The organism is Chlorobaculum sp. 24CR, from assembly GCF_004118635.1.
Taxonomy (GTDB): domain Bacteria; phylum Bacteroidota; class Chlorobiia; order Chlorobiales; family Chlorobiaceae; genus Chlorobaculum.
Genome location: NZ_SDGU01000024.1, coordinates 57,714 through 82,723, shown reverse-complemented (window position 1 = coordinate 82,723; position 25,010 = coordinate 57,714). Strand labels below are relative to the sequence as shown.

Sequence of the window (25,010 nt, the reverse complement as noted above, 5' to 3'; positions counted from 1 at the left end):
TTTCGACAGACAGGTGCTCAACCATTTACCCGTTGAGGGCGGCGATGATCTCTGTTTTGATCTCTTCGACGCCGCCGATTCCGGCGATCCGGGAGTATTTCGGGGCATCGGCAGAGCCGTTCATCGACAGGTTGCGGTAGTAGCCGACGAGTGGCTCGGTCAGTTCGTGATAGGCTTTCAGGCGTTTGCGCACGGTCTGTTCGCAGTCGTCATCACGCTGTACCAGTGGCTCTCCGGTGACGTCGTCCGTGTCGGGTACGGCGGGCGGGTTGAACACGACGTGGTAGGTGCGGCCCGAAGCGAGATGGACGCGGCGTCCGCTCATGCGTTTGATGATCTCTTCGTCGGGGACGTCAATTTCAATGATGGAGTCGATGTTGATGCCCTCGGCTCCGAGGGCTTCGGCCTGGGCCAAGGTGCGGGGAAATCCGTCGAAAAGACAGCCATTGGCGCAGTCTGCATGTTCGATGCGCTCCTTGACAAGTCCGATGATGATGTCATCCGGTACGAGTCCGCCCTCATCCATGACTTTCTTGGCGGCCATGCCAAGCGGAGAGGCGGCTTTGACGGCGGCGCGCAGCATGTCGCCGGTCGAAATCTGTGGTATGCCGAAAGCTTCAGAAATGTATTGTGCCTGTGTTCCTTTGCCGGCGCCCGGCGCGCCCAACAGGATTACTCTCATGAAATGACTGTCCTTTTATGAATTTTTTTTCAGGGAGATGACGGTGATTTTCGGTTTTGCCGGTTTCTTCACCTCTTCGGCATTTGAATCCGGGGCGATCGGTTGCGCTCCGTTCGTGGCGGCTGGCACGGCCTGCGGTGAGGCTGGAGCCTTTACGGTTTCTCCACTGTTTTTGGATGACTTGAATTCTATAGCTTGTTTCGAGGGCTTTTTCAGCTCGATGGTTTTAGCCTTTGGCGTACTTGAGCGATGTTCGAGCGTGGTGTTTTCATCGAAGAGTTGCCGGAAGGCGTCGTTCGAGTTTTTCGGGTCGATGGAGCGGTGAACGTACTCGTCTTCGTGGATGATCTGGGGTCTCAGCTCGAAATCGAGCGCGACCAGGAGCATCCTTATCATTCTGCGGCTTTCACCGAGATCGCCTCTGGAGTCGATCCTGGTGTGCGCCTTGGCATTGACGGTGGTGATTTTCCGCCCGTTGATGTCGGTTTCCTCGATCAGTCCGAATGCGACGTCGATTTTCATGCCGAGCAGGGCGAACGAAGAGACTTCGGCGCGGATGGTCTTCATGCCGCCGACAGCCGTTTTCTGGTTTTTCATATCCCAGCCTACCCAGCCCTCTATCTTATTGGTGATAACGTCAGCGACATCGTCTATCGGGCAGGCGTAGCGGCGAACCTTGAGTTCGTTGAAAACCGGTTTTTCGGAGGTGTGGGTTGCATTGTTGGTCAGACAGTGATAGACCTTGACCATTTCGTCTCTGAAGGGGAGGAAGTCTGATAAATCCATAATGAGATGGGCCGGTTTTATGAGATTTTGCGGCTTTAGACCGCTATTTCCGTCTATGGCTGGTGGCCAGTTGTCCGCATGCCGCATTGATCGCGGCGCCCTGACTTTTTCTGACGGTTACGTGCAATCCGGCGTCCAGCAACTGCTGGATGAGCTTGTTTTTTACGTCGCTGTATCCAGGCTTAAACCTCAAGTTAACGATAGAATTATAATCAATCAAATTGATTTTGCACAACACTCTCTTTGCGAAGCGAACCAGTTTGCGGGCGTCTTCGGGCGAGTCGTTGATGCCCTCCAGAAGCATATAGACCAGCGTCACCGGTTGGCCGACAAGGGCGTTCCAGGAGCTTATGGCTTCGGTAAGCCGGTCGAGGGGATGGTCGATGGCCACCGGCATCAGCCGCTCCCGCGTACTCTGATCGGCGCTGTGCAGCGATACGGCAAGCTTGGTTTTGAGGCCCGATCGGGCGATTCTCTCCATTTCCGCCGGGAGCCCGACCGTTGAGATCGTGATCTTTTTTTCGGAGATGCTGAAACGGTACTCCGCTTCTGTCAGGGTGGCGATCGACTCGAAGACGTTGTCGAGATTCAGCAATGGCTCGCCCATGCCCATGAAGACGATATTGCTCAGGCCGCGCTCGTGGCGTTTCCGGGCTTCGGCGTCGAGCAGGAAAACCTGGTCGGTGATCTCCGAAGCCGCGAGGTCTCTTCTGAATCCCATGTTGCCCGTGGCGCAGAAGGAGCAGCGGAGCGGGCAGCCAACCTGCGAGGAGATGCAGGCGGTCATGCGCTCTTCGGAAGGGATCAGGACGCTTTCGACCAGTTCGCCATCCTCCAGCCGAATGAGAAACTTTGCTGTCGGAGGGGCAAGCGCCGGACTCGCTTCGAGGGTTTCGCTTTCGGCGCTGGCAAGCGAGGCCGGGCGTATGGTCCAGGATGTGGCGAGTTTTTGGCGCAACTGCTTGCCGAAGGTGGTCATTTCGTCGAAATCGAGCGCCTGATGGCTGTACAGCCACCGGTGCAACTGACTTGCCCGGTAGGCCGGTTCGCCGAGTTGAGCCATGAGTTTGGCAAGCTCCTCTCTGTTCAGTACTCTGATATTCGGCAGTTGCCGGTTTTGCCTCTCTTTTGTTGCTGCCGCGAAGTTTTTCGACATCTCTCTGGTGCTATTGATTTTTGTTTGTTTATGTCTGTAAAAAAAGTACTTTACCTTATATGTGTCTTGTAGTTAATGCGTGATCTATATCTTTTTATGTAGTATAGATGTAGGTTCTATATTAACCCATAAATAGTAATGGCATCATGTCAAAGGAACCATCAAAAGACAAAAAAGATTACGATCATCAGCGTCTCGACAAGGTAATCCATGCCAGAATCCGTTTCGCGGCGCTGGCTTACCTGATGAGCGTATCTGAGGCCTCGTTCGTGGATATTCGCGACAGCATCAGAGCCACAGACGGAAATCTCAGTATTCATCTCAGAAAACTCGAAACGGCAGGCTATGTGGATTGCATAAAAAGTTTTGAAAGCCGCAAGCCTCTGACCAATTACCGGGTGACCGAGAAGGGCCAGAAGGCATTTATCGAGTACCTCGGTAATATGGGCAAATTCTGTGAAGATGTGCCCGCTTTGCAGGCGGAAACGGCTTGATCTCTTTTTTTGATTGAGTTTGACGTATGCTCGGCGTTTTACTTTCTGCTGACGCCCCGAAATTATCGGATTCCGTCCATCCGATAATTTCCGTATTATGCGTTCGTTTCCGTTGAGTATTTTTTGCCAAACATCTCCAGCGCTGATGATTATACCCGAATATGGACGGACATTGACTCCTGATGAGTGGGCCCCGGTCATCGATGAGATGCTGGAAGCCAGACACGTTCTTTTTACCACCCACGAAAATTCCGATGGCGACGGGCTTGGCAGCCAGGTCGCCCTTGCGCTTGTCCTCAAGGCTCTTGGCAAGGAGGTCGCCATTTTCAATCCCACGGAAGTACCGCCAAACTATCTCTTTCTGAAGGAGCTTCACGATATCAAACTCTTTCGGGATCGTGACGAAGAGTCGATGCAGGAGTTTTTCCTCGCCGATCTCCTCATGGTGCTCGATGCCAACCTGCACGATCGTATCGGCAAGCTCTGGCCGCATGTCGAGTTTGCCAGGGAGATGAGTCGGCTCAGGCTGCTCTGCATCGATCATCATCTCGAACCGGAAGATTTTGCCGATTTCACTGTTTGCGAAACCTACGCCTCTTCGACCGGCGAGCTTGTCTGCGATCTTGTTACTGCCCTGGAGATCCGCACCGGAAAGAAGCTGTTCACTTCCGATGTGGCTTCGGCTCTCTATGCGGCGGTCATGACCGATACCGGCTCATTCCGCTTTTCAAAAACCACTCCCTATACCTATCGACTTGCCGGGATGCTGGTCGAGAAGGGGGCCGATCCCGAACTGGTCTATGACCGCATTTACAACTCCCTGACGCCGGAGGCGCTCAAACTGCTCGGCCTGGCGCTTTCAAACATCAAGATCATCGAGAATGGCCTGATTTCATGGCTTTTCATCTCTCGTGAGATGCTCGAACAGACAGGCAGCAAACTGTTCGACACCGATCTCATTATTCGCTATCTTTTGAGTGTACCGACCATCAAGGTTGCCGTTCTCCTTGTCGAGATGCAGGATGGCCGGTGCAAGGTCAGTTTCAGGTCCCGGGGTAAAATTTATGTCAACCAGTTGGCTAAACAGTACGGTGGCGGCGGCCATATGAACGCCGCGGGATGCCTTTTGAGAATGTCGGCAGAGAAGGCGCAACTGGTCATTCTCGAAGATGTCCGTAAATTCACCCTCGAACAGGCCAACAGTTAATTCTTTCAATTCTTTTGAGTTACAAGCAATTATGAAATATACCGTTACGGCTAAGGAGGGTGGGCTGGTCAAGGCTGATATTCTTGTCCGGTTCTTCGGCAAGAAAGAGTTCAAACGCGATGCGGCAAAGGTTCTCGGTGCTCTGGGCATTGTTGCCGTTCCCGATGACGACTTCAAGGCGTCGGCAGGCGAAGTCGCCATGCTGTACCGCCAGACCTCGGGCAAAGGGGCTTTGAGGGTGATGCTTGCCGGTGTCGGCGAAGGCAAAACCGCCGAGGAGTATCGTAAGGCTGCCGATGCCGTCGCCCGCAAGGCGGTCGATCTGCATCTCGGCGTTCTCGCCCTCGATTGTTCGCCGATCGATGAGTGGTCAAAGCAGTCGAAGCAGAAGCCGGAAGCGCTGGCCTCCATTCTTGTCGAAGGCGCGCTGTTCGGCGCGTACCGCTTCGATCGCCTCAAGAGCGGCAAGCTCGACAAGGAGGAGAAGGACTCGGACAAGCCGAAAGCGATCGAGGAGCTGATGCTTGCCGGATGCGGCGACCGGCTTGATGCTGTCGAAAAAGGAGCGAAAGCTGGCATGATCGTCGGCTCGTGCCAGAACCAGGCGCGAGATCTGGTCAATCTGCCGGGCAATCATCTCTCCGCCGAAGAGCTGGCCGATGCGGCCATCGAGGCCGGTAAACGGGGCGGCTTCGAGGTGACGGTGTTCGATAAAAAGAAAATTACCGAGCTTGGCATGGGCGGCCTCTTGGCGGTCAACAAGGGGAGTCTGGAGCCGCCGACCTTCACCATTCTTGACTACAAGCCGAAGGGCAAGGCGAAAAAGACCATTGCGCTGGTCGGCAAGGGCGTGACCTTCGATTCCGGCGGTATCTCCCTGAAGCCCGCCCAGGGGATGGAGGAGATGAAGTCGGACATGTCCGGAGCTGCCGCGGTGATCGCCACGGTCGAGGCCGTCGCCGGCCTCGGACTGCCGCTGCGAGTGATCGGCCTGGTTCCGGCGACCGACAATATGCCGAGCGGTTCGGCGCAGAAGCCTGGCGACGTCATCACGACCATGTCGGGCATTACGGTCGAGGTGGGTAACACCGATGCGGAAGGACGCCTGATTTTGGCCGATGCGCTCACTTACGCCAAAAAGGAGTACGATCCCGACGTGATCATTGATCTGGCGACCCTCACCGGCGCCTGCATCGTGGCGCTCGGCAATTCGGTGGCGGGACTTTTCAGCAATGAGGACAAACTGGCCGAGAGTATTTTCGAGGCTGGCCAGTCGTCCGGCGAAAAGGTGTGGAAAATGCCGCTCTGGGACGAGTACGACGAACTCATCAAGTCCGACGTAGCCGATGTGCACAACACCGGCGGACGCGGGGCCGGTTCGGTAACTGCGGCCAAATTTCTCCAGAAGTTCATCGACGGCCACAAGCGCTGGGCGCATATCGACATTGCCGGCCCGGCCTTTCCGGCCAAGGGCGGCTCGAAGACGCCCGGCGCGACCGGTTTTGGCGTCCGCCTGGTGCTCGATTTGCTCAAGAGCTGGTCATAAGAAACTCTGAAATTGAACCCCTCTGTTCATGATCCATAACCTGCGCAGGAGGCGTGGTCCACTATGGTAGCGGTCAGGCAGAATCCGGTAGTGATCGTTCCGGGCGTACTTTTCTGGGACTCCCTTTACGAGGTGATGCGCCAGGCCCTCTCCGCCTGGGTTCCGGCGGAGAAGATCGCCATCGTTCCGATCAATCTTCTGGACTGGATCGGGTTTCCTCCATCGCCTGAGCGTTCGACCAACCGCGTGATGGCGGCGCTTGACCGGACGGTGCGCGACATGGGTTCGCGTTTTCCCGGCGAGCCGGTCACCATCGTCGCGCATAGCGGCGGCGGCACGGTAGCCATGGTCTATCTCCTGGAACGTCCGTTTCAGGGCGATGTTTATGCCGTGAACGGTCTGGTCGGCAGACTGGTCACGCTTGGGACTCCATTTCATACCCACGAGCATTTCGCGAAAATCAAGACCGATTTTATTTTTCAGCATCTCAGCGCTGAATTTTTCCGTAAATATAAGGTTGTCTCGGTCGTCAGCGACCGGTATAAAGGTTCGCTCGATGGCGGCATGATCGAAAAACTGTGCTATATGTTTTACCGGGGAGTGACCGACGATGGAAATCTTGCCGGAGACGGGGTTGTTCCCGCGAAAAGCTGCTTTCTTGAAGGCGCCGAAAATGTTACTATACCCGAATGCGAACATTTGCCAGCGCCGCATACAAAGTGGTATGGTACCAAAGATGGAGTTGAACAATGGATAGAGTGGCTCTGAAGCCCTTCAGGCGCATCGCCGTCATGTTACTGGCGGGCGCGATCATCGTCACGACCTCCTCTTGCTCTCGGCAAGAGCGCAAAAAGGAGGAGGAGAAGCATCTCGAGTCGATGATGTCCATTCTTGTGCAGGTTCAGAAAAATCTCGGGCGGATTCGCCAGAAAGAGGCCGTGGTCGTGCGGCTCTCGTCCGATGTGGAGGGGCGCAAGCCAAAGAGCGCCGAACAGATCGGGCGCGAGATCAACACCAATATCCGTTACATCGACTCCACGCTTTCGGCAAGCAAGAACCTGGTCACGACGCTTGAAAAGGAGAACCACGATTCGCAATACCGGATCACGGCACTCGACCGCATGACCGGTCAGCTCAAGGGAGAGCTGGATAAGAAGAGTCTGGAACTTGGGGCCATGAAAGGGGAGATCGCCAAGCTGAACCGGCAGATCGCCAGGCTCACCAACACGGTCGATGTCATGGATGAGGCTATCAGTGACCAGGAAGACCAGATGGTCAAGGCCTATTACATCGTTGGCACCGTCGATCAGCTTGTCTCAAAAGGGATTCTGGCTCCATCAGGCCCTTTTTACCGATTTTTTGGCACACGACCGGCTCTGGCCAACGATTTCGATCTGCGCCCCTTCAGTGAGGTTGATATAACCGAAACCAAAGACATATTTTTCAACAAGCCGGTCAGCCGTCTGCACATCATCACCCCGCATACCAGAGGTTCATACGAGCTTGTCGGCGGTAAAACCTCTGCGCTCCTCTTGATCCGAAACGAGTCGGAGTTCTGGAAAAAGTCTCGCTGCCTGATTGTCGTCGTGGAGTGAGCGGCTCTGGAAAAAGAGGCTGTTTGCCGCTGTGCCAATGGTTTCGGCGTGGATCATCATTCTGTTGTTTCTGATTAAGTAAGCCTCAGATTGCGTGAAAATAACCATATTCGGTTCCGGTTACGTCGGACTGGTGACCGGCGCCTGTTTTGCCGATGCAGGCAATGACGTGTTGTGCGTTGATATTGACGAAAACAAGATCAATCGGCTCCTGAAGGGAGAAATTCCCATCTATGAACCGGGTCTCGACCGAGATGGTCGCCAAAAATATTCGTGAAGGGCGACTCCGGTTCACCACCAGCATCAGCGAGGGGGTTGATTTCGGCCTTTACCAGTTTATTGCTGTCGGTACGCCGCCCGACGAAGATGGATCGGCTGACTTGAGCCACGTGCTCTGCGTTGCCGAGAGCATCGGACGCAACATGGAGGATTACCGTATCGTCATCGACAAATCAACGGTGCCGGTTGGAACCGCTGATCTGGTGCGCGAAACGATCCGGACGGTGCTCGAAGAGCGGGGCAAGACGCTCGATTTCGACGTTGTTTCCAATCCCGAATTTCTCAAAGAGGGCGATGCCGTGGACGATTTCATGAAGCCGGAGCGTATCGTCGTCGGCGTGGACAGGGGTCCGCGCGCCAAGGAGCTGCTGCGCAACTTCTATGCGCCGTTTAACCGCAGCCGCGAGCGTTTTATCGCCATGGACATCCGCTCTCTCTGCGGAGTTGACCCAAGTATGCGGCCAACGCCATGCTTGCCACCAAGATCAGCTTCATGAACGAGATCGCCAACATCGCCGAACGTGCCGGGGCGTATGTCGAGGCGGTGCGCAGGGGAATCGGTTCCGATTCGAGGATCGGCTTCGCTTTTATCTATCCCGGCGTGGGTTGCGGCGACCCCTGCTTCCCAAAGGATGTGCAGGCGCTTGAGCGCACGGCACGGAAGCCGGCTACGATTCGCGAATCTTGCAGGCGGGACTCCGCTACTACTCTATCGGCCGCCGACCTCGCTTGGTGCGCTGATCCGTTTTATCGATTTTTTCCTGGCCGGGCTTCGACCTTTCGACCGGGAAAATGTTCCAGCGGGCCGTTTCCGCGCCCGAGCCGCCACGCCGCTCCCGCCAGCAACGCTTTTCTCGTATAGTCGATAGCTGAGGCTACGGCTTCGTTCATTGTCTCTCCTTTGGCCAGCCCGCACGCTATCGCCGACGACAGAGTACAGCCGGTGCCGTGCGTGTTGTCCGTCTCGATTTTCGGGTTCGAGTACCAGAAGAATTTCCCTTCGTGCAGCAGGCAGTCGTTGCATCGCTCTCCCTCTCCATGCCCCCCCTTGACCAGCACGGAACTCGCTCCTTTTCGCTGCAAATCCTTCGCCATCACTTCGATTTCGGCTTTCGTTGCCGGAGCCTTGTTGCGGCCCGTCAGTAACGCCGCCTCTGGCAGGTTCGGCGTGATGAGGTTGACCAGACCAAAGAGCCGTTGCATCGGCGTCATCGTTTCCGCCTCGAAGAGCGATTTCCCGCTCGATGAGCGCAAAACGGTGTCGAGGACGACCGGAACCCCATCGAGGTTTTCGATGAGTCCGACGACCGTTTCCGCCGCTTCAGGCGAGCCGAGCATACCGATCTTGACCGCATCGATGCCAATATCGTCGGCAATCGTCCTGAACTGTTCAGCGATGAATGCAGGCGGGATTTCGTGAAACGAGCGTACTCCGAGGGTGTTCTGGGCTGTCACAGCGGTGATGACGCTCAGGCCGTAGCCGTTGTTGGCGGCGATCGTTTTCAGGTCGGCCTGGATGCCGGCCCCGCCGCTGCCGTCCGATCCGGCGATGGTCAGCACGGTAATGTAGTTCGGTACGAGGCTCATTGCCTGATTCTCTTCACCAGCTCTCGGGCGGCTGCGACAGGATCGCTGCTGTCGGAAACCGCCGAGATGACCGCGATGCCCGAGGCTCCGGCGCGGATAACCTCGGCGGCGTTGTCGTGGTCGATGCCCCCGATGGCGATGACCGGCAGTTGCGCGGCCTTGCGGATCGTCCGTATCGCCGCCGTACCGATCGGCTCGGAGGGTTTGTCTTTGGAGAATGTCGGAAAGATGTGCCCAACGCCGATGTAGCTCGCGCCCTCTTCGGCGGCCTTTGCGGCCTCGGCAGCGCTGGAGACCGACACGCCGATCATCGCGCCGGGGTCGAAGAGGGCGCGAGCGGCGGATGCGGGCAGATCCTGCTGGCCGAGGTGCACCCCGTCGGCCTTCATTGCCAAAGCTATATCGAGCCGGTCATTGACTATAAAGAGCGCCTGGTGTTCGCGGCACAGCTCCTGAATCCTCAGAGCCCACTCATAAAGTTCTCGGCCCGAGGCTGTTTTTCGTCGCAATTGTACCATACCTGCTCCGCCTTCAAGGGCCATGCGGGCGAGTTCAACGGGATCGGATTGCTCATCGGTGATGACGCAGAGGAGTCTTCGCGGTAGTGACATTATGGCATGAATGAGAAGAAGCGGTTGATGGTTTCAGGCAGCGATCCGGCATCGAGAAACGGAGTGAGCGCGGTAACGCCCCAGGCTCCGCATTCGAGGCAGGCCGGGACTTTTTCGGGCGTGATGCCGCCGACGGCGAAGACCGGAATGCGTACTTTCGCGCAAATCTCCCGGAGTTGATCCAGACCTTGCGGCGGGCCGAATGGCGCTTTCGACGGCGTATGGAAGACCGGCCCGAAAAGCAGATAATCGAGGCCCGCCGAAGCGGCTCTCCTGGCTGACAGCTCGCTATGGACGCTCTGCCCGGCAAGCAGGTTTCCCTGGGTGACTTTACGGACGGCATCGGCAGGGCAGGAGGATTCGGGGAGATGAACGCCGCCAGCCTTTGAGGCAAGCGCGATGTCGAAGCGCTCGTTGACGGCGAGGATCGATCCGGCACTATCGATCAGAGGCGCGATTCGGCGGCAGAGTTGCCAGATCGAAGCGGTATCGAGCATTTTCTCGCGCAACTGAAAGATCACCGGCGCTGAGCGGGCGAGCGCCTGCGCCTGTTCCAGAACGAGTCCGCTATGAGCGAGATGTTCGCCGCCGCTGCTGACTATCATCAGCCGGGGGAGTGAGGGATGTTTTCCAGCCATAGATGCAATTTCAGGCACGATAACTATTTTTCAATGGAATCACAATGCGGAAAATCTTCTCTGTGCTCTTCCGGTTTTTCGCTCTTTTTCTAAACAAAAAAGCACAAAACAGCCATGGTATCAAACGAAGAAAACCTGAAGAAATCTGGCATTATTCTGCCGGAAATCTCGTCACCGGCGGGACTGTATCAGCCGGGGATACGAATCGGCGATCTGATTTACACTTCGGGCCAACTGCCGCTGGTTGGCGGCAAGCTGCTTGAACCGGGAGGAAAGGGGCGCGTCACCGAAGCGCGCGAGCGGGAGGCCGCGATGGCCGCCAGAGCGGCGGCGCTGAATGCCATTGCGGTACTCCGATCCGTTGTCGGAAATCTCGATGCCATAGCGGGGGTCGTGAAGTTGACGGTCTATGTTTCGAGCGCCGAAGGATTCACCAGTCAGCACAAGGTGGCCAACGGAGCCTCTGAACTTGTCGGTGAAATTTTCGGTGAATCGGGTCGGCATGTCAGAAGCGCTGTCGGTGTTGCATCTCTCCCGCTTGATGCCAGCGTCGAGATTGAAATGATCGCTTATAGTCCTCTATCAGAAAAATAATCAGGCTTTTAATCTACGTTTAAAGAACAGAATAGAGGCGGTTAATATCTTTTGATAAACCCGCCTTATTCTCATCTTATAGAGCAAGTGTTATTGAATAAAATCATCACTTGTGTGTAAATATCTGTTTTTATTTTAATAAATAAAAAGCGTTAATTTCTTATTAAAAAGAAGTAAATATAATAAAAAAATATTTTAATAAACTAACATAAGTTTTTTAATTAAAACAAGTTATGTTTATTTTTTTAATATTAAAATTATAATGTTTTATGTTCATATAATTTTTTTAATATTGGTATTATTGGTGTTATTTTCTTCAGTGTAGCGTATAATTAATAATTATTAATTATACGTATTTCGTTTTCATATTGTTTAATTATTGTTGAGTTTATTCAAAATACATATCAAAATATTGCTGAATTTAATTTTAGATAAAATTCTATAAACCTGATTATTTGTCATTATTAAAGATAAAATAACTGGTTATGGTCTTTGGGTTATTCGTGGATAAATAGCAGGCTGAAATTCAGGATTGCACCGAGTTAATGCTGGGTGATGCTTTTTGATGACGATGGTTGTTGTTGCGAATTCCCCTTCTCTTCGGTACAATTAGTAGTTCGTGAACCGGCAGGCTTTTGCCGTCGATATCCACCAGTCAGTCTGACGCGCTTTTGCAGTGTTCATGTAAAGGCATTCCGACTCCGGATTTTGTGCTCTCTTTTGGCGTTTCGCTACCGGCTCTTTTCGAGTTGTCTTGTATGACTTGCGTTGTTTTGGTCACCCGTCACCATCAGTTCTGCAGTTAACCTGAAACGATCTCTATGTCCCGTATTTTCACTGTCATTATCATGCTGCTCATTGGGGTATTCGGTTATTTTATCGGGTGGCGGACCAGCGGCGGGGCAGGAGAAAAAATGCTCGATGCCTACAAGCTAATCAGGTCATATTATGTCGATCCGGTCAATGCCGACAGCCTGCAAAGCGCGGGAGTTCGCGGCATGGTGCAGTCGCTTGATCCCCACTCCATCTACCTCGAACCGGAAAAAGCCGCGATCACCCAGTCGAATTTCAATGGCAACTTCGAGGGAATAGGGATCGAATTCGATGTCGTACGCGATACCCTGCTGGTCGTTACGCCGCTTGCGGGCGGGCCGAGCGAGTCAGCCGGAATCATGCCTGGCGACCGGATTGTTGCGATTGACTCGAAAAATGTCATCGGCATCAAGCCTTCGGCTGTGCTCACCAAGCTCAGGGGTGAGCGGGGCACCAGAGTCAGTCTTAAAGTTTACCGGCCGCTGACCCGGCGGATGATCGATTTCCGGGTCACTCGCGACAAAATTTCGACCACGAGCATCGACGCGGCGTTTCTTGACGATGCCAATACCGGCTACATCCGGATTGGCCAGTTCGTCGAAACGACGGCAAGCGAGTTTCATAAAGCGGTGCAGAAGCTGCGTGACAAGGGAATGCGGCAGCTCATTATCGATGTGCGCGGCAATCCTGGCGGCTATCTCGATCAGGCCGTCACTATCGCCGACGAGCTGCTTCCGGCAGGCAAGCTCATTGTCTATACTAAAAGTCGGCATGGCGGTGACGACCAGATGAAATACTCCTCGACCTCTGGTGGCATTTTCGAGACGGGGCCGGTGTGCCTGCTGGTTGATCGCGGGAGCGCGTCGGCAGCCGAAATTCTTGCCGGAGCGCTGCAAGACAACCATCGCGCCCTGCTTATCGGCGAGCTGACCTTCGGAAAGGGACTGGTGCAGCGGCAGTTCAAGTTGCCCGACAACTCAGTAGTCAGACTGACCGTTTCGAGATACTACACTCCGTCCGGACGGCAGATTCAGCGCGAGTATGACGAGGGTTTCTCCGGACGCGAGCGCTATTACAAGGAGATGTTCACCCGGAATCTTCCCGGTAATTTCATGAAGAAGTACGGCGGTCTTTTGTACCGGGAGGGTCAAGATATTTCGGTTTACAGCACCGGAACCTTGTTGAAGAGCGCTTCGGCGGACAGCCTCCGCGCCATGCTGGCCAAAGCGGGTGGCATCATGCCCGATTACTGGGTTTTCGGCAAGCCCTACTCCAACCTGTACCAGGAGCTTTACGCCAAGGGCGTCATCGAGGATATCGCCCTGAAGCTGATCGACGCTTCCGATGATCCGGTCCAGAAGTTCCGCCATTCGGCGGCGGCATACCTCGAAAACTATCATGTTCCCGCCAATCTCGAAGCGCTGGTCAAAAAGGGATGCGAGGAGTCCAGGGTCACATTCGACCAGGCAGAGTTCAACCGTGACAGAGCTGAGATCGCCCTGGCGCTCAAGGCAAGAATCGCCAGGCACTTGTTTGGAACTGAAGAGCAGGTCAAAGTGTTGATCCGTGAAGGCGATCCGCTCATGAAGGTTGCACGGCATTTCATTGAAAAGCGGGCATTATGAGGTACCTATGAATCGCCGGGTCGGAGCGGCTTTCAGATCGGCAAGAGGGCTTCCGGCCATTTTTTCATACAACCAGTTTCGCTATGTCATTACTTGAAAAAATAAACAGTAACAGTTGCACGCTCAAGCTCAGCAACGACTGGCTGAAGATTTTTACCTGTCCGGTACCTTCATCCGATTTTCTTTCGTTCGTCGCTGTTGCTACGATCGATGCGCCACAGCACTCCGTGCTCAGTCTTTTGTACGACATCGAGTCAGCTCCGGACTGGGTCTGGAAAACCAGCGACATGCGCATTCTTCAGGAGCTTGCCGACGACAATGAGGGGCGAGTAGTGCTTCAGCATGTCGATGCCCCTTGGCCGGTGACCGACCGGGAGATTATCAGTCGTTCGACTGCTTACAGGGATCCCGAAACAGGGGAGGCTTTCATCAAGATCGAATGTCTTCCGGATTTTATCCCCGAAGACGACCGGTACGTCAGGGTTCGCAAGCTCGAAGGCGCATGGAATATCTTGCCGCTTTCCGACAAGCAGTGCCGCGTGGTGTTCAGGCTGCACATCGAGCCGGGCGGAGAAATTCCTTCGTGGCTGGCCAATATCGCCGTGATCGACACGCCGTACCACACGCTGAACAACATGCGCGACTTTATCAAGAAGGAAAAGTACTGCACGCCTGTCGATGCGGCGTTCAATGAATCCTCGAAAGAAATTATCAGAAACTACAAGGATTTTATTGCGGAATAGCGCACCGTACCTAATCTACCCTCATCATCATAATCTGCTGAGCAAATGGATGTAGCTGTCGCCCTCGAGGGCAACTGGGAGTTTCGTGTTGATCACAAAGACATCAAAATTTTTTCGTCAAAGATCAGTGGCTCCCAGGTGCTGGGTTTTAAGGGCGAGACCATGTTCAACGCATCGCTCAGAAAACTGATAAGCCTCTTTCACGATTTCGGAAGTTACGGCAAATGGGTGCATCAGCTTGCCGAGATGGAGGTGCTGCACCAGAGCCATGAACTCGATTACGTCGTCCGTCAGGTGCTCAATACCCCTTGGCCGATTCCGAAACGGGAGATGATCGTGCGCACTGCCCTGCACGCCTCCGAGGAGGGGGCGCTCGCCCTGACGATGACCGGTATTCCCGATTACGCTCCGCCGAGGCCGGACTTTCACCGGGTGCGCGAGTCGAGGGGCGTCTGGATATTGATGCCGGTGGCGGGCGGCAAGGTGCACGTGACCTTTGTGATGCATCTCGATCCCGGCAGCGACATCCCTCCCGCGCTCAGCAACGCGGCCCTGTTCGAGGTGCCGTTCTACTCACTGCTCAAAATGAGGAATCTCGCGCAGGATCCGTCATACAAACCGGCGTGGCCGACGGTGGTGGACCGTCACATTTTTATCAGCGAAGATGGGCAAGGCAGGCGCTGAGCAGCTTGTCCGGCCTGACCGGTACGGCGCCGACCTCCTGGCACACCGTGTTGGCCGCCAGATTGGCGATCCGGGTGCTGGTCACCAGGTCGAGGCCTGAGGCCAGCCCGAGCGCGAGGGTGCCGATCACCGTATCGCCCGCGCCGGAGACGTCGGCAACATCGAGCGAAAGGGCGGGAATGTGGGTGAACGAGCCATCATAGACGCTCATCCCTTTTTCGCTTCTTGTCACCACGAGGCTCTCGATATTGAGCTTTTCGACGAGCCGCAGGCACGCCTGTTCGACATCGCCATCAACGTTGGCCACGGGAATGCCGAGCGCGGCAGAGAGTTCGGAAAGGTTTGGCTTGAAGACCGTGCTGCCGCCGTAGGAGAAGAAGCCCTTCAGCTTCGGATCGACCAGCACCGGCGTCTTGCGCTCACGGCAGATGGCGATCACCGAAGCGATCAGCGACGGGGTGAGCACCCCCTTGTTGTAATCTTCGAGCACCACGGCATCGACCGAGTCGGCAATCTCCGTAAACATGCCGAGCAGTTGCTGCTCCAGCTTGGTATTCAGCGGAGTGCGGCTTTCGTAGTCAACCCTCGTGATGTGGTGGTTCTGCGACAGGATGCGGGTTTTGCAGGTTGTCGGCCGGTTGCTGTCGGCCACGAGCATCCCCGGATCGAGCCCGTGCTCCGCCATGAGGCTCGTGAGGTTTCGGCGCTCCTGATCGTCGCCAGTAACGCCGATCAGAAGCGTTTCGGCTCCGAGCGCCCTGGTGTTGACCGCCACGTTGGCCGCCCCGCCGAGACGGCTGCTCTCGCGGGTGACATCGACCACCGGTACCGGATATTCGGGTGAAATTCTCGATACGTGGCCGAAAATATATTTGTCGATCATCACATCGCCGATAACGGCGATCTTCTTCTCCTTGAATGATTGAAATATCTGCTCGATCGTTTCCACGGTCATTGATCTGTGGTTTGAAATTTAGCCCACCAATATAATTGAAAATAGTTTGGTGAAGGTCGCATCGTTTGGTTTTATTTTACAAGAATATTTTTATATTTAAAGCTATCCATTTTTAGAATTTATGTGACAGGTTCAATATGTTCGACAATCTCAGTGACAAACTTGAGCTGACCTTTAAAAAGCTCGCCGGACAGGCGACGATCAACGAGGTCAACATCGGTATCGCCATGCGCGACATCAAGCGCGCCCTGCTCTCCGCCGATGTCAACTACAAGGTTGCCAAGAAACTGGTCGAGGATATCCGCGAAAAGTCCCTCGGCGAATCGGTCATCAAAAGCGTCTCCCCGGCGCAGATGATCGTCAAGATCGTCAACGACGAGCTGACCGAAATCATGGGCGGCGAGAACCAGCCGCTGAACCTGCCTCCAAAGAAAATTCCCGCCATCGTGATGGTCGCCGGCCTCCAGGGTTCCGGTAAAACCACCTTCTGCGCCAAGCTGGCCAAGCGCCTCAAAAAGAACGGCAAGAATCCGATCCTTGTCGCTGCCGACGTCTATCGTCCGGCGGCGGTCGAGCAGCTCAAAACGCTCGGCGAGCAGATCGACGTGCCGGTCTTCTCCGTGGAGGAGCCGGACGCCATGAAGGCTGCGCTTGGCGGTCTCGAAGAGGCGCGCGCGAGCGGCAAGGATGTGGTGATTGTCGATACCGCCGGTCGCTTGCAGATCGACGAGACGATGATGGCCGAGGCCGAAGCGCTCAAGAACAGGCTCAGCCCGGACGAACTGCTCTTCGTCGTCGATTCGATGATGGGTCAGGAGGCGGTCAACACCGCCAAAGCGTTCAACGACCGGCTCGACTTCGACGGCGTGGTGCTCACCAAGCTCGACGGCGATGCTCGCGGCGGTGCGGCGCTGTCGATCCGTCAGGTGGTCGAAAAGCCGATCAAGTTCATGAGCGTTGGCGAGAAGGTCGATGATCTCGACGTGTTCTACCCCGACCGCATGGCCCAGAGGATTCTCGGCATGGGCGACATCGTCAGCTTCGTCGAAAAGGCGCAGGAGACGCTCGATCTCGAAAAGACGATGGCGATGCAGTCGAAGCTCATGAAAAACGAGTTCGACCTCGACGACTTTTTCGATCAGCTCCAGCAGCTCAAGAAGATGGGTTCGATCCAGGGCCTCATCGAAATGGTGCCCGGCCTGAACAAGATGGTGCCCAAGCAGGATCTCGAGAATATCAATTTCAAGCCCATTGAGGCGATGATCTCCTCGATGACCAGGGATGAGCGCAAGCAGCCCGAAATCATCAACGGCAGCCGCCGTCAGCGCATCGCGCTCGGCAGCGGTACCAGGGTGCAGGAGGTCAACATGCTGCTCAAGCAGTTCTCCGAAATGAAGAAGATGATGCGCTCGGTGAACCGCCTGGCCAAGTCTGGTCGGAAGATCACCACGGAGAACCTGGCGCTCGACAAGTTTCTGAAACGATAAGTACAATGTCTCTCATAAATTAAAATTATCACGCATTGGTTAAGATCAGATTGAAAAGAGCCGGAAGGAAAAAGATGCCGTTCTACCAGATCGTTGCTGCCGACGGGCGCGCGCCGAGAGATGGCAAGTTTCTTGAAGTGGTCGGCCACTACAACCCGACCGCCAAACCGCATACCGTGACCATCGAAAAAGATCGCGTTGCCTACTGGCTGAACGTTGGCGCGCAGCCGACCGACACTGTCCACAGCCTCATTCGCGGCACCGGTCTGCTTCACGAAATGAACCTGAAGCGCCGTGGTTTCAGCGAAAGCGACATCGCCGCTCAGATGGAAGCGTGGCAGCAGAAAGAGGCCGAGCGGCGTCAGAAGCGCCTGAACGCCAAGCTGCGTCGCCGTCAGTCGAAGAAAGCCGCCGAAGCCGTCGGTTCCGCCGAAGGCTGAGGAAGAGGAAATCCGAACCGGCTGAACCAGAGTGGAGCTGTTTCTGACAGGCGTCGTCCTGAAGCCCAAAGGCTTGAAAGGCGAACTCAAGGTGAAGCCGGTGACCGACTTTCCGGAGCGCTTCCTGAAGCGACGGGAGTATTATGTCGGTAAAACGCCTGAAGAGGTCGCGCTCCGAAAGGTGGTGTCGGCCAAGCTTGGTCAGGGTTTCGCCTGGCTTGTGTTCGAGGGCGTCGGATCACGCGAAGGGGCCGAAGCTCTTGCGGGCTTCAGGCTGTATGTGACCGGTGAAGCGCTGGCGCCTCTTCCCGGAGATCGCGCTTACATCCACGACCTGATCGGTCTGGAGGCGTTCGACGAAGAGGATGGTTGTGTCGGCATCGTCAGCGATGTGTTGCAGATGCCTGCGCACGACGTTTACGAAATCGACACAGGAAGCAAAAAGGTGTTGGTTCCGGCGGTGGAGGATTTCATCACTGAAACCGATCTCGAAAAAGGGATCGTGACGTTACGGAGATTCCGTGAATTTTTGTAACGTCAGCGTGTCGCGACTTCTTCGATGAAGTTCAGGCGCGATGTTCTTGACAAGATTGAAAGGCAATGACTCAGAGAGGTGTTGAAGCCATGCGGATAGATATCATTTCCGTCATTCCGGATTTTTTTTCGTCACCCCTCGAAAAGGGATTGCTCGGCATCGCAAGGCGGAAAGCGCTTGCGGAGATCCACGTGCACAACCTGCACGATTACGGATTGGGCAAGTACCAGCAGGTGGATGATGCGCCGTTCGGAGGTGGCGCGGGGATGGTGATCCGTCCAGAGCCGGTGTTCGCATGTATCGAGAAGTTGCAGGCTGAAAGGAGTTATGACGAGGTGATCTTCATGACGCCGGACGGGCAGGCTTTCGACCAGAAGCGGGCCAACCGCCTGTCGCAAACGCGGAACCTGATCGTGCTCTGCGGTCACTACAAGGCGATGGACGAGCGGATTCGCCGGACGCTGGTGACGATGGAACTCTCCGTTGGTGACGTGGTGCTCTCCGGAGGCGAGATTCCTGCGCTGATGGTGATGGACGCGGTGGTCAGGCTCATACCGGGCGTGCTCGGTGATGGTGAGTCGGCGCTGACCGATTCGTTCCAGAGCGAGCTGCTCGACTGCGCATGGTTTACGCGACCGGCGGAGTTCCGGGGGATGAAGGTGCCCGATGTGCTGCTTTCAGGCCATCATGAAAAAATCGAGCTTTGGCGGCAGGAGAATGCGCGAGAACGTACGCTTGAGCGCAGGCCGGAGATGCTCGGCAAAGAGAGTGAAGAAGAGTAAAGACAACATAAAGATAACAGTGTCATCATGGATCAGTTAATTCAGTTGGTCGAAGCAACCCAAAAGAGGAGCGATATTCCCGAGATTCGTCCCGGTGACTCCGTCAGGATTCAGCTCAAGGTTATCGAGGGCGAGAAAGAGCGCCTTCAGGCTTTCGAGGGTGTCGTGATTGGCGACAAGGGCATGGGCGCATCCAAGACCATCACCGTCCGCAAAATTTCGCATGGCGTTGGCGTCGAGAGGATCATCCCGATCAACTCGCCGAACGTCGAGAGCGTCACGGTCATCAGAAGCGGCAAGGCAAGAAGGGCCAAACTCTTCTACCTCCGCAAGCGTACCGGCAAGGCCGCGCTGAAGGTCAAGGAGCGCAAGAGCGCTTCCGCCCAGGCATAAGCTTCAGCTTTTCCAGTTTTTACGCAGAGCAGCGCTGCCCTGAACCGGCGGTGCTGCTCTGTTGGTTTCGTGGTGGACGCTGTGGACTTGGTGGACAAGAGATGAGTGCTGAAAGCGCAGACTGCTCTATTTTTCCCTTCTGATTTTACCCTGCCATGAACATCGCTCGCATCGAGGCTTTTCAGTCGAAGATTTTCGATTTTTACGAAAAGAACAGGCGGAGCTTCCCCTGGCGCTCGACTACCGACCGCTACGGCGTGATGGTGAGCGAGGTGATGCTGCAACAGACCCAGGCCGACCGGGTCGCGCCGAGATTTCTCCGTTGGGTGGAGCGCTTTCCCGATGTGCGCTCGCTCGCTTCGGCTTCGCTTCGCGAGGTGCTCGAAGAGTGGAGCGGTCTTGGCTACAACGCTCGCGGCCAGCGGCTGCACCGGGCGGCCTCGATGATCGTCGAACAGCACGGTGGCCGAGTGCCCGCCGATCCCGCGCAACTCATCGAGCTGCCGGGCATCGGAGCCTACACGAGCCGCTCGATTCTCGTCTTTGCCGACAACCTCGATATCGCAGCCGTCGATACCAATATCAGGCGTGTGCTGATCTACGAACTCAACCTTCCCGAATCGATCACTCCGAAAGCGTTGCTCGACGTCGCCGGCGAAGTGCTACCGAAAGGGCGCAGCCGCGACTGGCACAACGCGCTGATGGATTACGGCGCAATGGAGCTGACCGGCAGGAAAACCGGCATCGCTCCGCTGACCCGCCAGTCGAGCTTCAAAGGCTCCCGGCGCTGGTATCGCGGAGCGCTGCTTCGCGAGTTGCTCACGAGCGGCGAGCTGTCCCGCGAGTCGGTCGAAGAGCGCTACGCCGATTGCCCGCACGGCATCGGCTCGATAGTCGATATGTTGGTCATGGAGTCCTTGATCGAGGAGTACGGGGAGCAGCGGATGCTGCGGATAGCCGGGGATTCTGGCGCGGAGAGGTGAGGGCGGCTGGCGCGGGAAGATTGATTCAGCGCCCCAGCCGTGTCGAACCAGGCTCGGCTGTGCTCACTCGGTGTTATAGACCATGTTCAGCGCGTTGTAGAGATTGTCGATTTCGGCGCTGAACCGGGTGGTGATCTCCTTGCGCTTGAGCTTGAGCGTGGGGGTCATCATGCCGTTTTCAATCGAGAACGGCTCCTCGACAAGCAGGAACTTCCGCACCTTTTCATGGGTGGCGAGCTGGCGGGAGATGCTCTTCAGCAGCTTTTCGTAAACCTGCGCAATCTCTTTCGATGCAATCAGCTCTTTTGCGCTGCTTGCCGGTATTTGGTGTTCCGCGGCGAAATCTCTCAGTTTCACGAAATCGGGCACGATCAGGGCGATGAGGAAGGGGCGTTTTTCGCCGACGACTATCGCCTGATCGACATACGGGCTTTCGAGAATGAGGTTCTCGATGGGGAGCGGGGCGATGTTTTTGCCGCCGCTGGTGACGATGATGTGCTTCTTGCGGTCGGTGATCCTGAGGTAGCCGTCTGCATCGATCTCGCCGATGTCTCCGGTATAAAACCAGCCATTTTTCAGCACCTCGGCGGTCGCGGCCTCGTCCTGCCAGTATCCCTTCATGATGTTCGGCCCCTTCAGCAGGATTTCGCCATCCGGGGCGATCTTCACCTCGACGTTGCTGACGGGCGGGCCGACCGTGCCGAACTTCACCTTTTCGGGCCGGTTGACGTTGGTGACGGGCGAGGTTTCGGTCAAGCCGAACCCTTCGAGAATCGTGATGCCGATCGACTGGAAAAACTCGCCAGTCTTCTGCGGCAGCGCCGCGCCGCCGGAGACGAAGTAGCGCAGGCGGCCGCCGAACTTCTGGCGAATCTTGCTGTAAACCAGCTTGTCGGCCAGGTTGTGCTGCACGGCGAGCAGCGGCGACACCTTTCCGGCGGCGAGCTGCTTGTGGTACTTTTCGCCGGTACTGATCGCCCAACGGAAAATTTTCTCTTTGACGCCACCCTCATGGGCGACCGTCTTGAGCATGTTGGCCTTGATGCGGTCGAAGAGCCTCGGCACCGTAAAGATGATGGTGGGTTGGGCCTCCGAGATGTTGAGCGAGATGGTTTCGATGCTTTCTGCCAGATAGATGCACGCTCCGCAGGCGAACAGGAGGTAGTATCCGCCGGTGCGCTCGTAGGCGTGGGAGAGCGGCAGGAAGGAGAGACTGCTGTCGGTTTCGTCGAGCCGGATGACCGTGGAGCACGATTTGACGTTTTCGCACAGATTCCGGTGCGTGAGCATCACCCCTTTCGGCAGGCCGGTCGTTCCGGAGGTGTAGATGATCGTCGCCACATCGTCCGGACTGCTTTTGATGCCGTCGAGCAGCCACGGTTTGGCCTCCAGAATTTTCTTCCCTTCCGATTTGGCCTCTCCCAGATTGATGACATCCTCGACCGGTTCTTCGAGCTTGTTCATGACGATCACCATGTTCAGCTCCGGAAGCTTCTGCCAGATCGAGAGGATTTTGCCGAGCTGAAGCATGTTGGAGACAATGATGCCTTTCGCGCCGCAGTTGTTCAGGATGTACTCGATCTGGTTCGGCGGAAGGGAGGGGTAGAGTGGCACGTCGGTCGCTCCGAGCGAGAGGATTGCGATGTCGGCCAGGTACCATCCCGGACGGTTTTCCGACAGAATCGCCACCCGGTCGCCCGGCTCGATACCCCGCTGTTTCAGGTATGCGGCAAAATGGCGGCAATCCTCCGCCAGCGAGTCGTAGCTGATGGGCGAGTATGCGCCGTTGATTTTCCGTGCGATAGGCGCTTTGCCGGGCTGTCCTTTGAAATGGCTGAACACCGAGATGAACAGTTCGGGCAAGGTCTGGAAATCAGGATTGATGAGTCCCATAAACGAAAGTTTGATTCCGGAATGAGGTGATGTAGAATCGTGAAATCGGGTCTGACGCAAACGGTCAACAGGGATGTCCGTTGAAACGGACAAAATGACAGGAACGCTCTGAATGTGATCACATACTGTTATGTAACAATCAAAGCCCTCTTCTCCAACAATTTATTGCCGCTTTCGGTAGTCTGATTACCTATATACATGCTTTTCCGATTCGGCTCTGCGGCATCGAAATCGGCTCCGCACTTCCGGAGTGAGTCACGAAAAAGGCAAGTTCACGGGAATTGCCTATTTTTGATATATTTATGCGCTTTCGTTCCGGGCCGGGCGACGAGCCTCATCTGCTCTCCGCCGCGCGTTGCCCAGACTTGCGCTGGCAGTTTCCGGCCCTCCGAACACGACTGGGCGGCGAGCCGCGCAATAGCCTCGCTGGTGGCAAAACTGTTTCATCTCCAATCGATTCCATGCAAGCGCACAAGAAAGGAAAAAAGTCCTGGACAAGTTACGCGGGGCTTCTGGCCGGTCTGGCTCTCATTGCATATCTGTTCAGCAAGGTTGATCTTGCCGGATCGATGAAGTTGATCGCATCACTCGGCCCCTCCTCGCTCTGGATTCTTCTGCCCTACCTCGGGCTGCATCTTCTGGAGACGGCGGCATGGCAGCGGCTGTTTCCCAAAGAGAGCGGCCAGGTACCCTTTTTCGGCCTCTTTAAAATCCAGGTTGTCACCGAAACGGTTTCGATGACCCTGCCCGCAGGCGTGGCCGTCGGCGAGCCGCTGCGCCCCTGGCTCTGCCGGAAATTTCTCGGCATTCCCCTGCCGGATGGGGTCGCCACGGTCGCGGTGCGCAAGCTGTTGCTTGGTGTCACCCAGGGTATCTATACCATGATTGGCGCGATTGCCGGGTTCGGGATGCTCCAGGCCGTCTCCGTTCAGGTGGTCGGTTTTCATGGACTCGGCATTGTCATGCTCGCTGCCGGCATCGCGCTCACCCTGGTCATCACCCTCTTGCTGTTGCTGCTGATCAACGGCAAGGCTGCCTCCGGCTTGCATCGGGCTCTGATGAATATTCCGTTTGAAAAGGTGCGGCAGTGGCTGCTCAAGCAGGAGGAGGGGTTCGCCGAGACCGACCAGAAGCTTCAGCGGGTCAAGTCGGGCGGCATGAAATCGCTGCTGCCGGTGATGGCGATCTATGTCGCGGCGTGGATGATGCTCGCATTGGAAAGTTATCTTATATTACACGTTCTCGGTCTCAAGGTGACTTTCTTTCAGGTGCTGGCGTTCGACACGGCTCTGACCATTCTCAGGGCGATCTTTTTTTTCATTCCATCGGGACTGGGGATTCAGGATCTTGGCTATCTCGCTTTTTTTCACGCGCTCGGCTTTCCGGATTACCTCGCCTATGGAGGAGCGTTCGTGATGCTGCGCCGCTTCAAGGAGGTGATCTGGTATTCGATAGGTTACGGTGTGATGTTTATGGAGGGCATTCATCTTCGGGATGCCGAACAAGTCAGTGAAGAGAGTGCATGAACAAGAAGATTCTGTTTGTCTGCGGTTCGATGAATCAGACCACCCAGATGCACCAGATTTCGGAGCATCTCCGGGAGTACGATCAGTGGTTCACCCCCTTTTTCAGTGACGGCCTGCTCGGCAAAGCCAGCGACATGGGAATGCTCGAATTCACGATCATGGGCAAAAAGCGCGCCAGCAAAGCCATCGATTACCTTACTTCGCATAATTTTCAGCTCGACATTGGCGGTACGCTGCACCGGTACGATCTGGTGGTGACCTGCACCGACCTCATCGTACCGAAACATCTCAAGCGCAGCAAAATCGTGCTCGTGCAGGAGGGGATGACCGAGCCGGAAACGATCCTGTTCCACCTCGCCCGCAACTTCCGCTGGGTGCCGCGCTGGATCGCGGGCACGGCGACCACGGGCCTGTCGGACACCTACGAGAAGTTCTGCGTGGCCAGCGAAGGCTACCGCGACCTGTTCATCAGCAAAGGCGTTCGCCCCGAAAAGATCGAAGTGACCAGCATACCCAACTTCGACAACTGCGAGCGCTTCCTCGAAAACGACTTCGAGCACCGCGACTACGTGCTGGTCTGTACTTCCGACAATCGCGAAACCTTTGTCTATGAAAACCGCAAGCGCAACATTCGCAAGTACCTTGAGATGGCCGACGGTCGGCAGTTGCTCTTCAAGCTCCATCCGAACGAAAACGCCGCGCGGGCCGCGCGAGAGATCGAGCAGCACGCGCCGGGCAGCATCGTCTATGCGGAAGGGAAGACCGAGGAGATGATCGCCAATTCGCGGATGATGATCGCGCAGTTTTCTTCGACGATCTTTGTAGGATCGGCGCTGAACAAACCGGTATATTGCGGGTTAGAACCCGATTATCTCAAGCGCCTCACTCCGTTGCAGAACCGCTCGGCGGCCTGCCGGATCGCCGGTGTCTGTCGGCAGGTGATCGAAGCGTGAGGCGGAACCGGGCAATAACGAAG

25 protein-coding genes and 1 pseudogene are annotated in these 25,010 nt (G+C 55.8%); 18 read left to right on the top strand and 8 right to left on the bottom strand.

What is annotated here, in order from left to right:
• Positions 1–25 precede the first annotated feature (25 nt).
• Genes adk through rlmN form a run of 3 tightly spaced genes read right to left on the bottom strand, consistent with a single transcriptional unit; the run spans position 26 to position 2,624 of the window.
• Complete coding sequence (gene adk, locus EST62_RS05390; RefSeq protein WP_129051083.1) at positions 26–682, bottom strand: adenylate kinase; 657 nt, start codon at positions 680–682, stop codon at positions 26–28.
• Between the two features lie 15 nt (positions 683–697).
• Positions 698–1,468, bottom strand: a complete 771-nt coding sequence (locus tag EST62_RS05385; RefSeq protein WP_129051082.1) for a hypothetical protein — start codon at positions 1,466–1,468, stop codon at positions 698–700.
• Between the two features lie 43 nt (positions 1,469–1,511).
• Positions 1,512–2,624: a 23S rRNA (adenine(2503)-C(2))-methyltransferase RlmN gene (rlmN, locus tag EST62_RS05380; protein WP_129051081.1), complete on the bottom strand. Its 1,113-nt coding sequence runs from the start codon at positions 2,622–2,624 to the stop codon at positions 1,512–1,514.
• A 146-nt stretch (positions 2,625–2,770) separates the two neighbouring features.
• Between rlmN and EST62_RS05375 the strand changes: the two genes are divergently transcribed.
• The 6 genes and pseudogenes from EST62_RS05375 to EST62_RS05350 all read left to right on the top strand — a co-directional run.
• Positions 2,771–3,118 (top strand): transcriptional regulator, encoded by a 348-nt coding sequence (locus tag EST62_RS05375; RefSeq protein WP_129051080.1) that lies wholly within the window; start codon positions 2,771–2,773, stop codon positions 3,116–3,118.
• 145 nt (positions 3,119–3,263) lie between these two features.
• Entirely contained in the window at positions 3,264–4,325 is a 1,062-nt protein-coding gene (locus EST62_RS05370) for a bifunctional oligoribonuclease/PAP phosphatase NrnA (RefSeq protein WP_129051079.1), read from the top strand.
• Between the two features lie 31 nt (positions 4,326–4,356).
• Positions 4,357–5,871: a leucyl aminopeptidase gene (locus EST62_RS05365; protein WP_129051078.1), complete on the top strand. Its 1,515-nt coding sequence runs from the start codon at positions 4,357–4,359 to the stop codon at positions 5,869–5,871.
• 63 nt (positions 5,872–5,934) lie between these two features.
• Positions 5,935–6,639: a triacylglycerol lipase gene (locus EST62_RS05360; RefSeq protein WP_129051077.1), complete on the top strand. Its 705-nt coding sequence runs from the start codon at positions 5,935–5,937 to the stop codon at positions 6,637–6,639.
• Positions 6,621–7,466 carry a biogenesis of lysosome-related organelles complex 1 subunit 2 gene (locus EST62_RS05355; protein WP_129051076.1) on the top strand — a complete coding sequence of 282 codons (846 nt, stop codon included), beginning with the start codon at positions 6,621–6,623 and terminating at the stop codon, positions 7,464–7,466. The genes EST62_RS05360 and EST62_RS05355 overlap by 19 nt, the downstream gene beginning before the upstream one ends.
• A gap of 94 nt (positions 7,467–7,560) precedes the next feature.
• A pseudogene (locus EST62_RS05350) lies at positions 7,561–8,438 on the top strand (UDP-glucose/GDP-mannose dehydrogenase family protein); the annotation flags it as partial.
• Positions 8,439–8,492: 54 nt separating this feature from the next.
• Here EST62_RS05350 and thiD read toward each other — a convergent pair.
• The 3 genes from thiD to EST62_RS05335 are packed head-to-tail and all read right to left on the bottom strand — an operon-like array spanning position 8,493 to position 10,548.
• Positions 8,493–9,332, bottom strand: a complete 840-nt coding sequence (thiD, locus tag EST62_RS05345) for a bifunctional hydroxymethylpyrimidine kinase/phosphomethylpyrimidine kinase (protein ID WP_129051075.1) — start codon at positions 9,330–9,332, stop codon at positions 8,493–8,495.
• Positions 9,329–9,943 carry a thiamine phosphate synthase gene (gene thiE, locus EST62_RS05340; protein ID WP_129051074.1) on the bottom strand — a complete coding sequence of 205 codons (615 nt, stop codon included), beginning with the start codon at positions 9,941–9,943 and terminating at the stop codon, positions 9,329–9,331. The genes thiD and thiE overlap by 4 nt, the downstream gene beginning before the upstream one ends.
• A complete protein-coding gene (locus tag EST62_RS05335; protein WP_245153479.1) occupies positions 9,943–10,548 on the bottom strand; it encodes a thiamine phosphate synthase in 606 nt (201 codons plus the stop codon). The genes thiE and EST62_RS05335 overlap by 1 nt, the downstream gene beginning before the upstream one ends.
• 147 nt (positions 10,549–10,695) lie before the next feature.
• Here EST62_RS05335 and EST62_RS05330 point away from each other — a divergent pair, with 147 nt between their 5' ends.
• From EST62_RS05330 to EST62_RS05315, 4 genes are all read left to right on the top strand, one after another.
• A complete protein-coding gene (locus EST62_RS05330) occupies positions 10,696–11,175 on the top strand; it encodes a RidA family protein (protein WP_129051072.1) in 480 nt (159 codons plus the stop codon).
• A 914-nt stretch (positions 11,176–12,089) separates the two neighbouring features.
• On the top strand, positions 12,090–13,613 hold the full coding sequence (locus EST62_RS05325) for a S41 family peptidase (RefSeq protein WP_371414678.1): 1,524 nt from the start codon (positions 12,090–12,092) through the stop codon (positions 13,611–13,613).
• A gap of 83 nt (positions 13,614–13,696) precedes the next feature.
• Entirely contained in the window at positions 13,697–14,356 is a 660-nt protein-coding gene (locus tag EST62_RS05320; protein ID WP_129051070.1) for an START domain-containing protein, read from the top strand.
• Positions 14,357–14,401: 45 nt separating this feature from the next.
• The gene (locus tag EST62_RS05315) at positions 14,402–15,040 is read left to right on the top strand and encodes an START domain-containing protein (RefSeq protein WP_129051069.1); all 639 of its coding nucleotides are present in this window, start codon (positions 14,402–14,404) and stop codon (positions 15,038–15,040) included.
• Here EST62_RS05315 and rfaE1 read toward each other — a convergent pair.
• Positions 15,012–15,995, bottom strand: a complete 984-nt coding sequence (gene rfaE1 / locus EST62_RS05310) for a D-glycero-beta-D-manno-heptose-7-phosphate kinase (protein ID WP_129051068.1) — start codon at positions 15,993–15,995, stop codon at positions 15,012–15,014. The two genes, EST62_RS05315 and rfaE1, sit on opposite strands and share 29 nt — an antisense overlap.
• A 137-nt stretch (positions 15,996–16,132) precedes the next feature.
• On the opposite strand from rfaE1, the gene ffh reads away from it, so the two are divergent.
• From ffh to EST62_RS05280, 6 genes are all read left to right on the top strand, one after another.
• On the top strand, positions 16,133–17,482 hold the full coding sequence (gene ffh, locus EST62_RS05305) for a signal recognition particle protein (protein WP_129051067.1): 1,350 nt from the start codon (positions 16,133–16,135) through the stop codon (positions 17,480–17,482).
• A 35-nt stretch (positions 17,483–17,517) separates the two neighbouring features.
• On the top strand, positions 17,518–17,922 hold the full coding sequence (rpsP, locus tag EST62_RS05300; protein WP_129051066.1) for a 30S ribosomal protein S16: 405 nt from the start codon (positions 17,518–17,520) through the stop codon (positions 17,920–17,922).
• 31 nt (positions 17,923–17,953) lie between these two features.
• Positions 17,954–18,457, top strand: coding sequence for a ribosome maturation factor RimM (gene rimM / locus EST62_RS05295; protein WP_129051065.1), 504 nt, complete (start codon positions 17,954–17,956; stop codon positions 18,455–18,457).
• Positions 18,458–18,546: 89 nt separating this feature from the next.
• Positions 18,547–19,239 carry a tRNA (guanosine(37)-N1)-methyltransferase TrmD gene (gene trmD / locus EST62_RS05290; RefSeq protein WP_129051064.1) on the top strand — a complete coding sequence of 231 codons (693 nt, stop codon included), beginning with the start codon at positions 18,547–18,549 and terminating at the stop codon, positions 19,237–19,239.
• A 27-nt stretch (positions 19,240–19,266) separates the two neighbouring features.
• Positions 19,267–19,632 carry a 50S ribosomal protein L19 gene (gene rplS / locus EST62_RS05285; RefSeq protein ID WP_129051063.1) on the top strand — a complete coding sequence of 122 codons (366 nt, stop codon included), beginning with the start codon at positions 19,267–19,269 and terminating at the stop codon, positions 19,630–19,632.
• Between the two features lie 155 nt (positions 19,633–19,787).
• Positions 19,788–20,615, top strand: a complete 828-nt coding sequence (locus EST62_RS05280) for an A/G-specific adenine glycosylase (protein ID WP_129051062.1) — start codon at positions 19,788–19,790, stop codon at positions 20,613–20,615.
• Between the two features lie 63 nt (positions 20,616–20,678).
• On the opposite strand, the gene EST62_RS05275 is transcribed toward EST62_RS05280, so the two are convergent.
• Positions 20,679–22,508 carry a long-chain fatty acid--CoA ligase gene (locus EST62_RS05275; protein WP_129051061.1) on the bottom strand — a complete coding sequence of 610 codons (1,830 nt, stop codon included), beginning with the start codon at positions 22,506–22,508 and terminating at the stop codon, positions 20,679–20,681.
• A gap of 461 nt (positions 22,509–22,969) precedes the next feature.
• Between EST62_RS05275 and EST62_RS05270 the strand changes: the two genes are divergently transcribed.
• Together EST62_RS05270 and EST62_RS05265 are read left to right on the top strand one after the other, a co-directional pair.
• The gene (locus tag EST62_RS05270; protein WP_129051123.1) at positions 22,970–24,034 is read left to right on the top strand and encodes a lysylphosphatidylglycerol synthase transmembrane domain-containing protein; all 1,065 of its coding nucleotides are present in this window, start codon (positions 22,970–22,972) and stop codon (positions 24,032–24,034) included.
• Positions 24,031–24,987 carry a hypothetical protein gene (locus EST62_RS05265; RefSeq protein ID WP_129051060.1) on the top strand — a complete coding sequence of 319 codons (957 nt, stop codon included), beginning with the start codon at positions 24,031–24,033 and terminating at the stop codon, positions 24,985–24,987. The genes EST62_RS05270 and EST62_RS05265 overlap by 4 nt, the downstream gene beginning before the upstream one ends.
• Positions 24,988–25,010 lie beyond the last annotated feature (23 nt).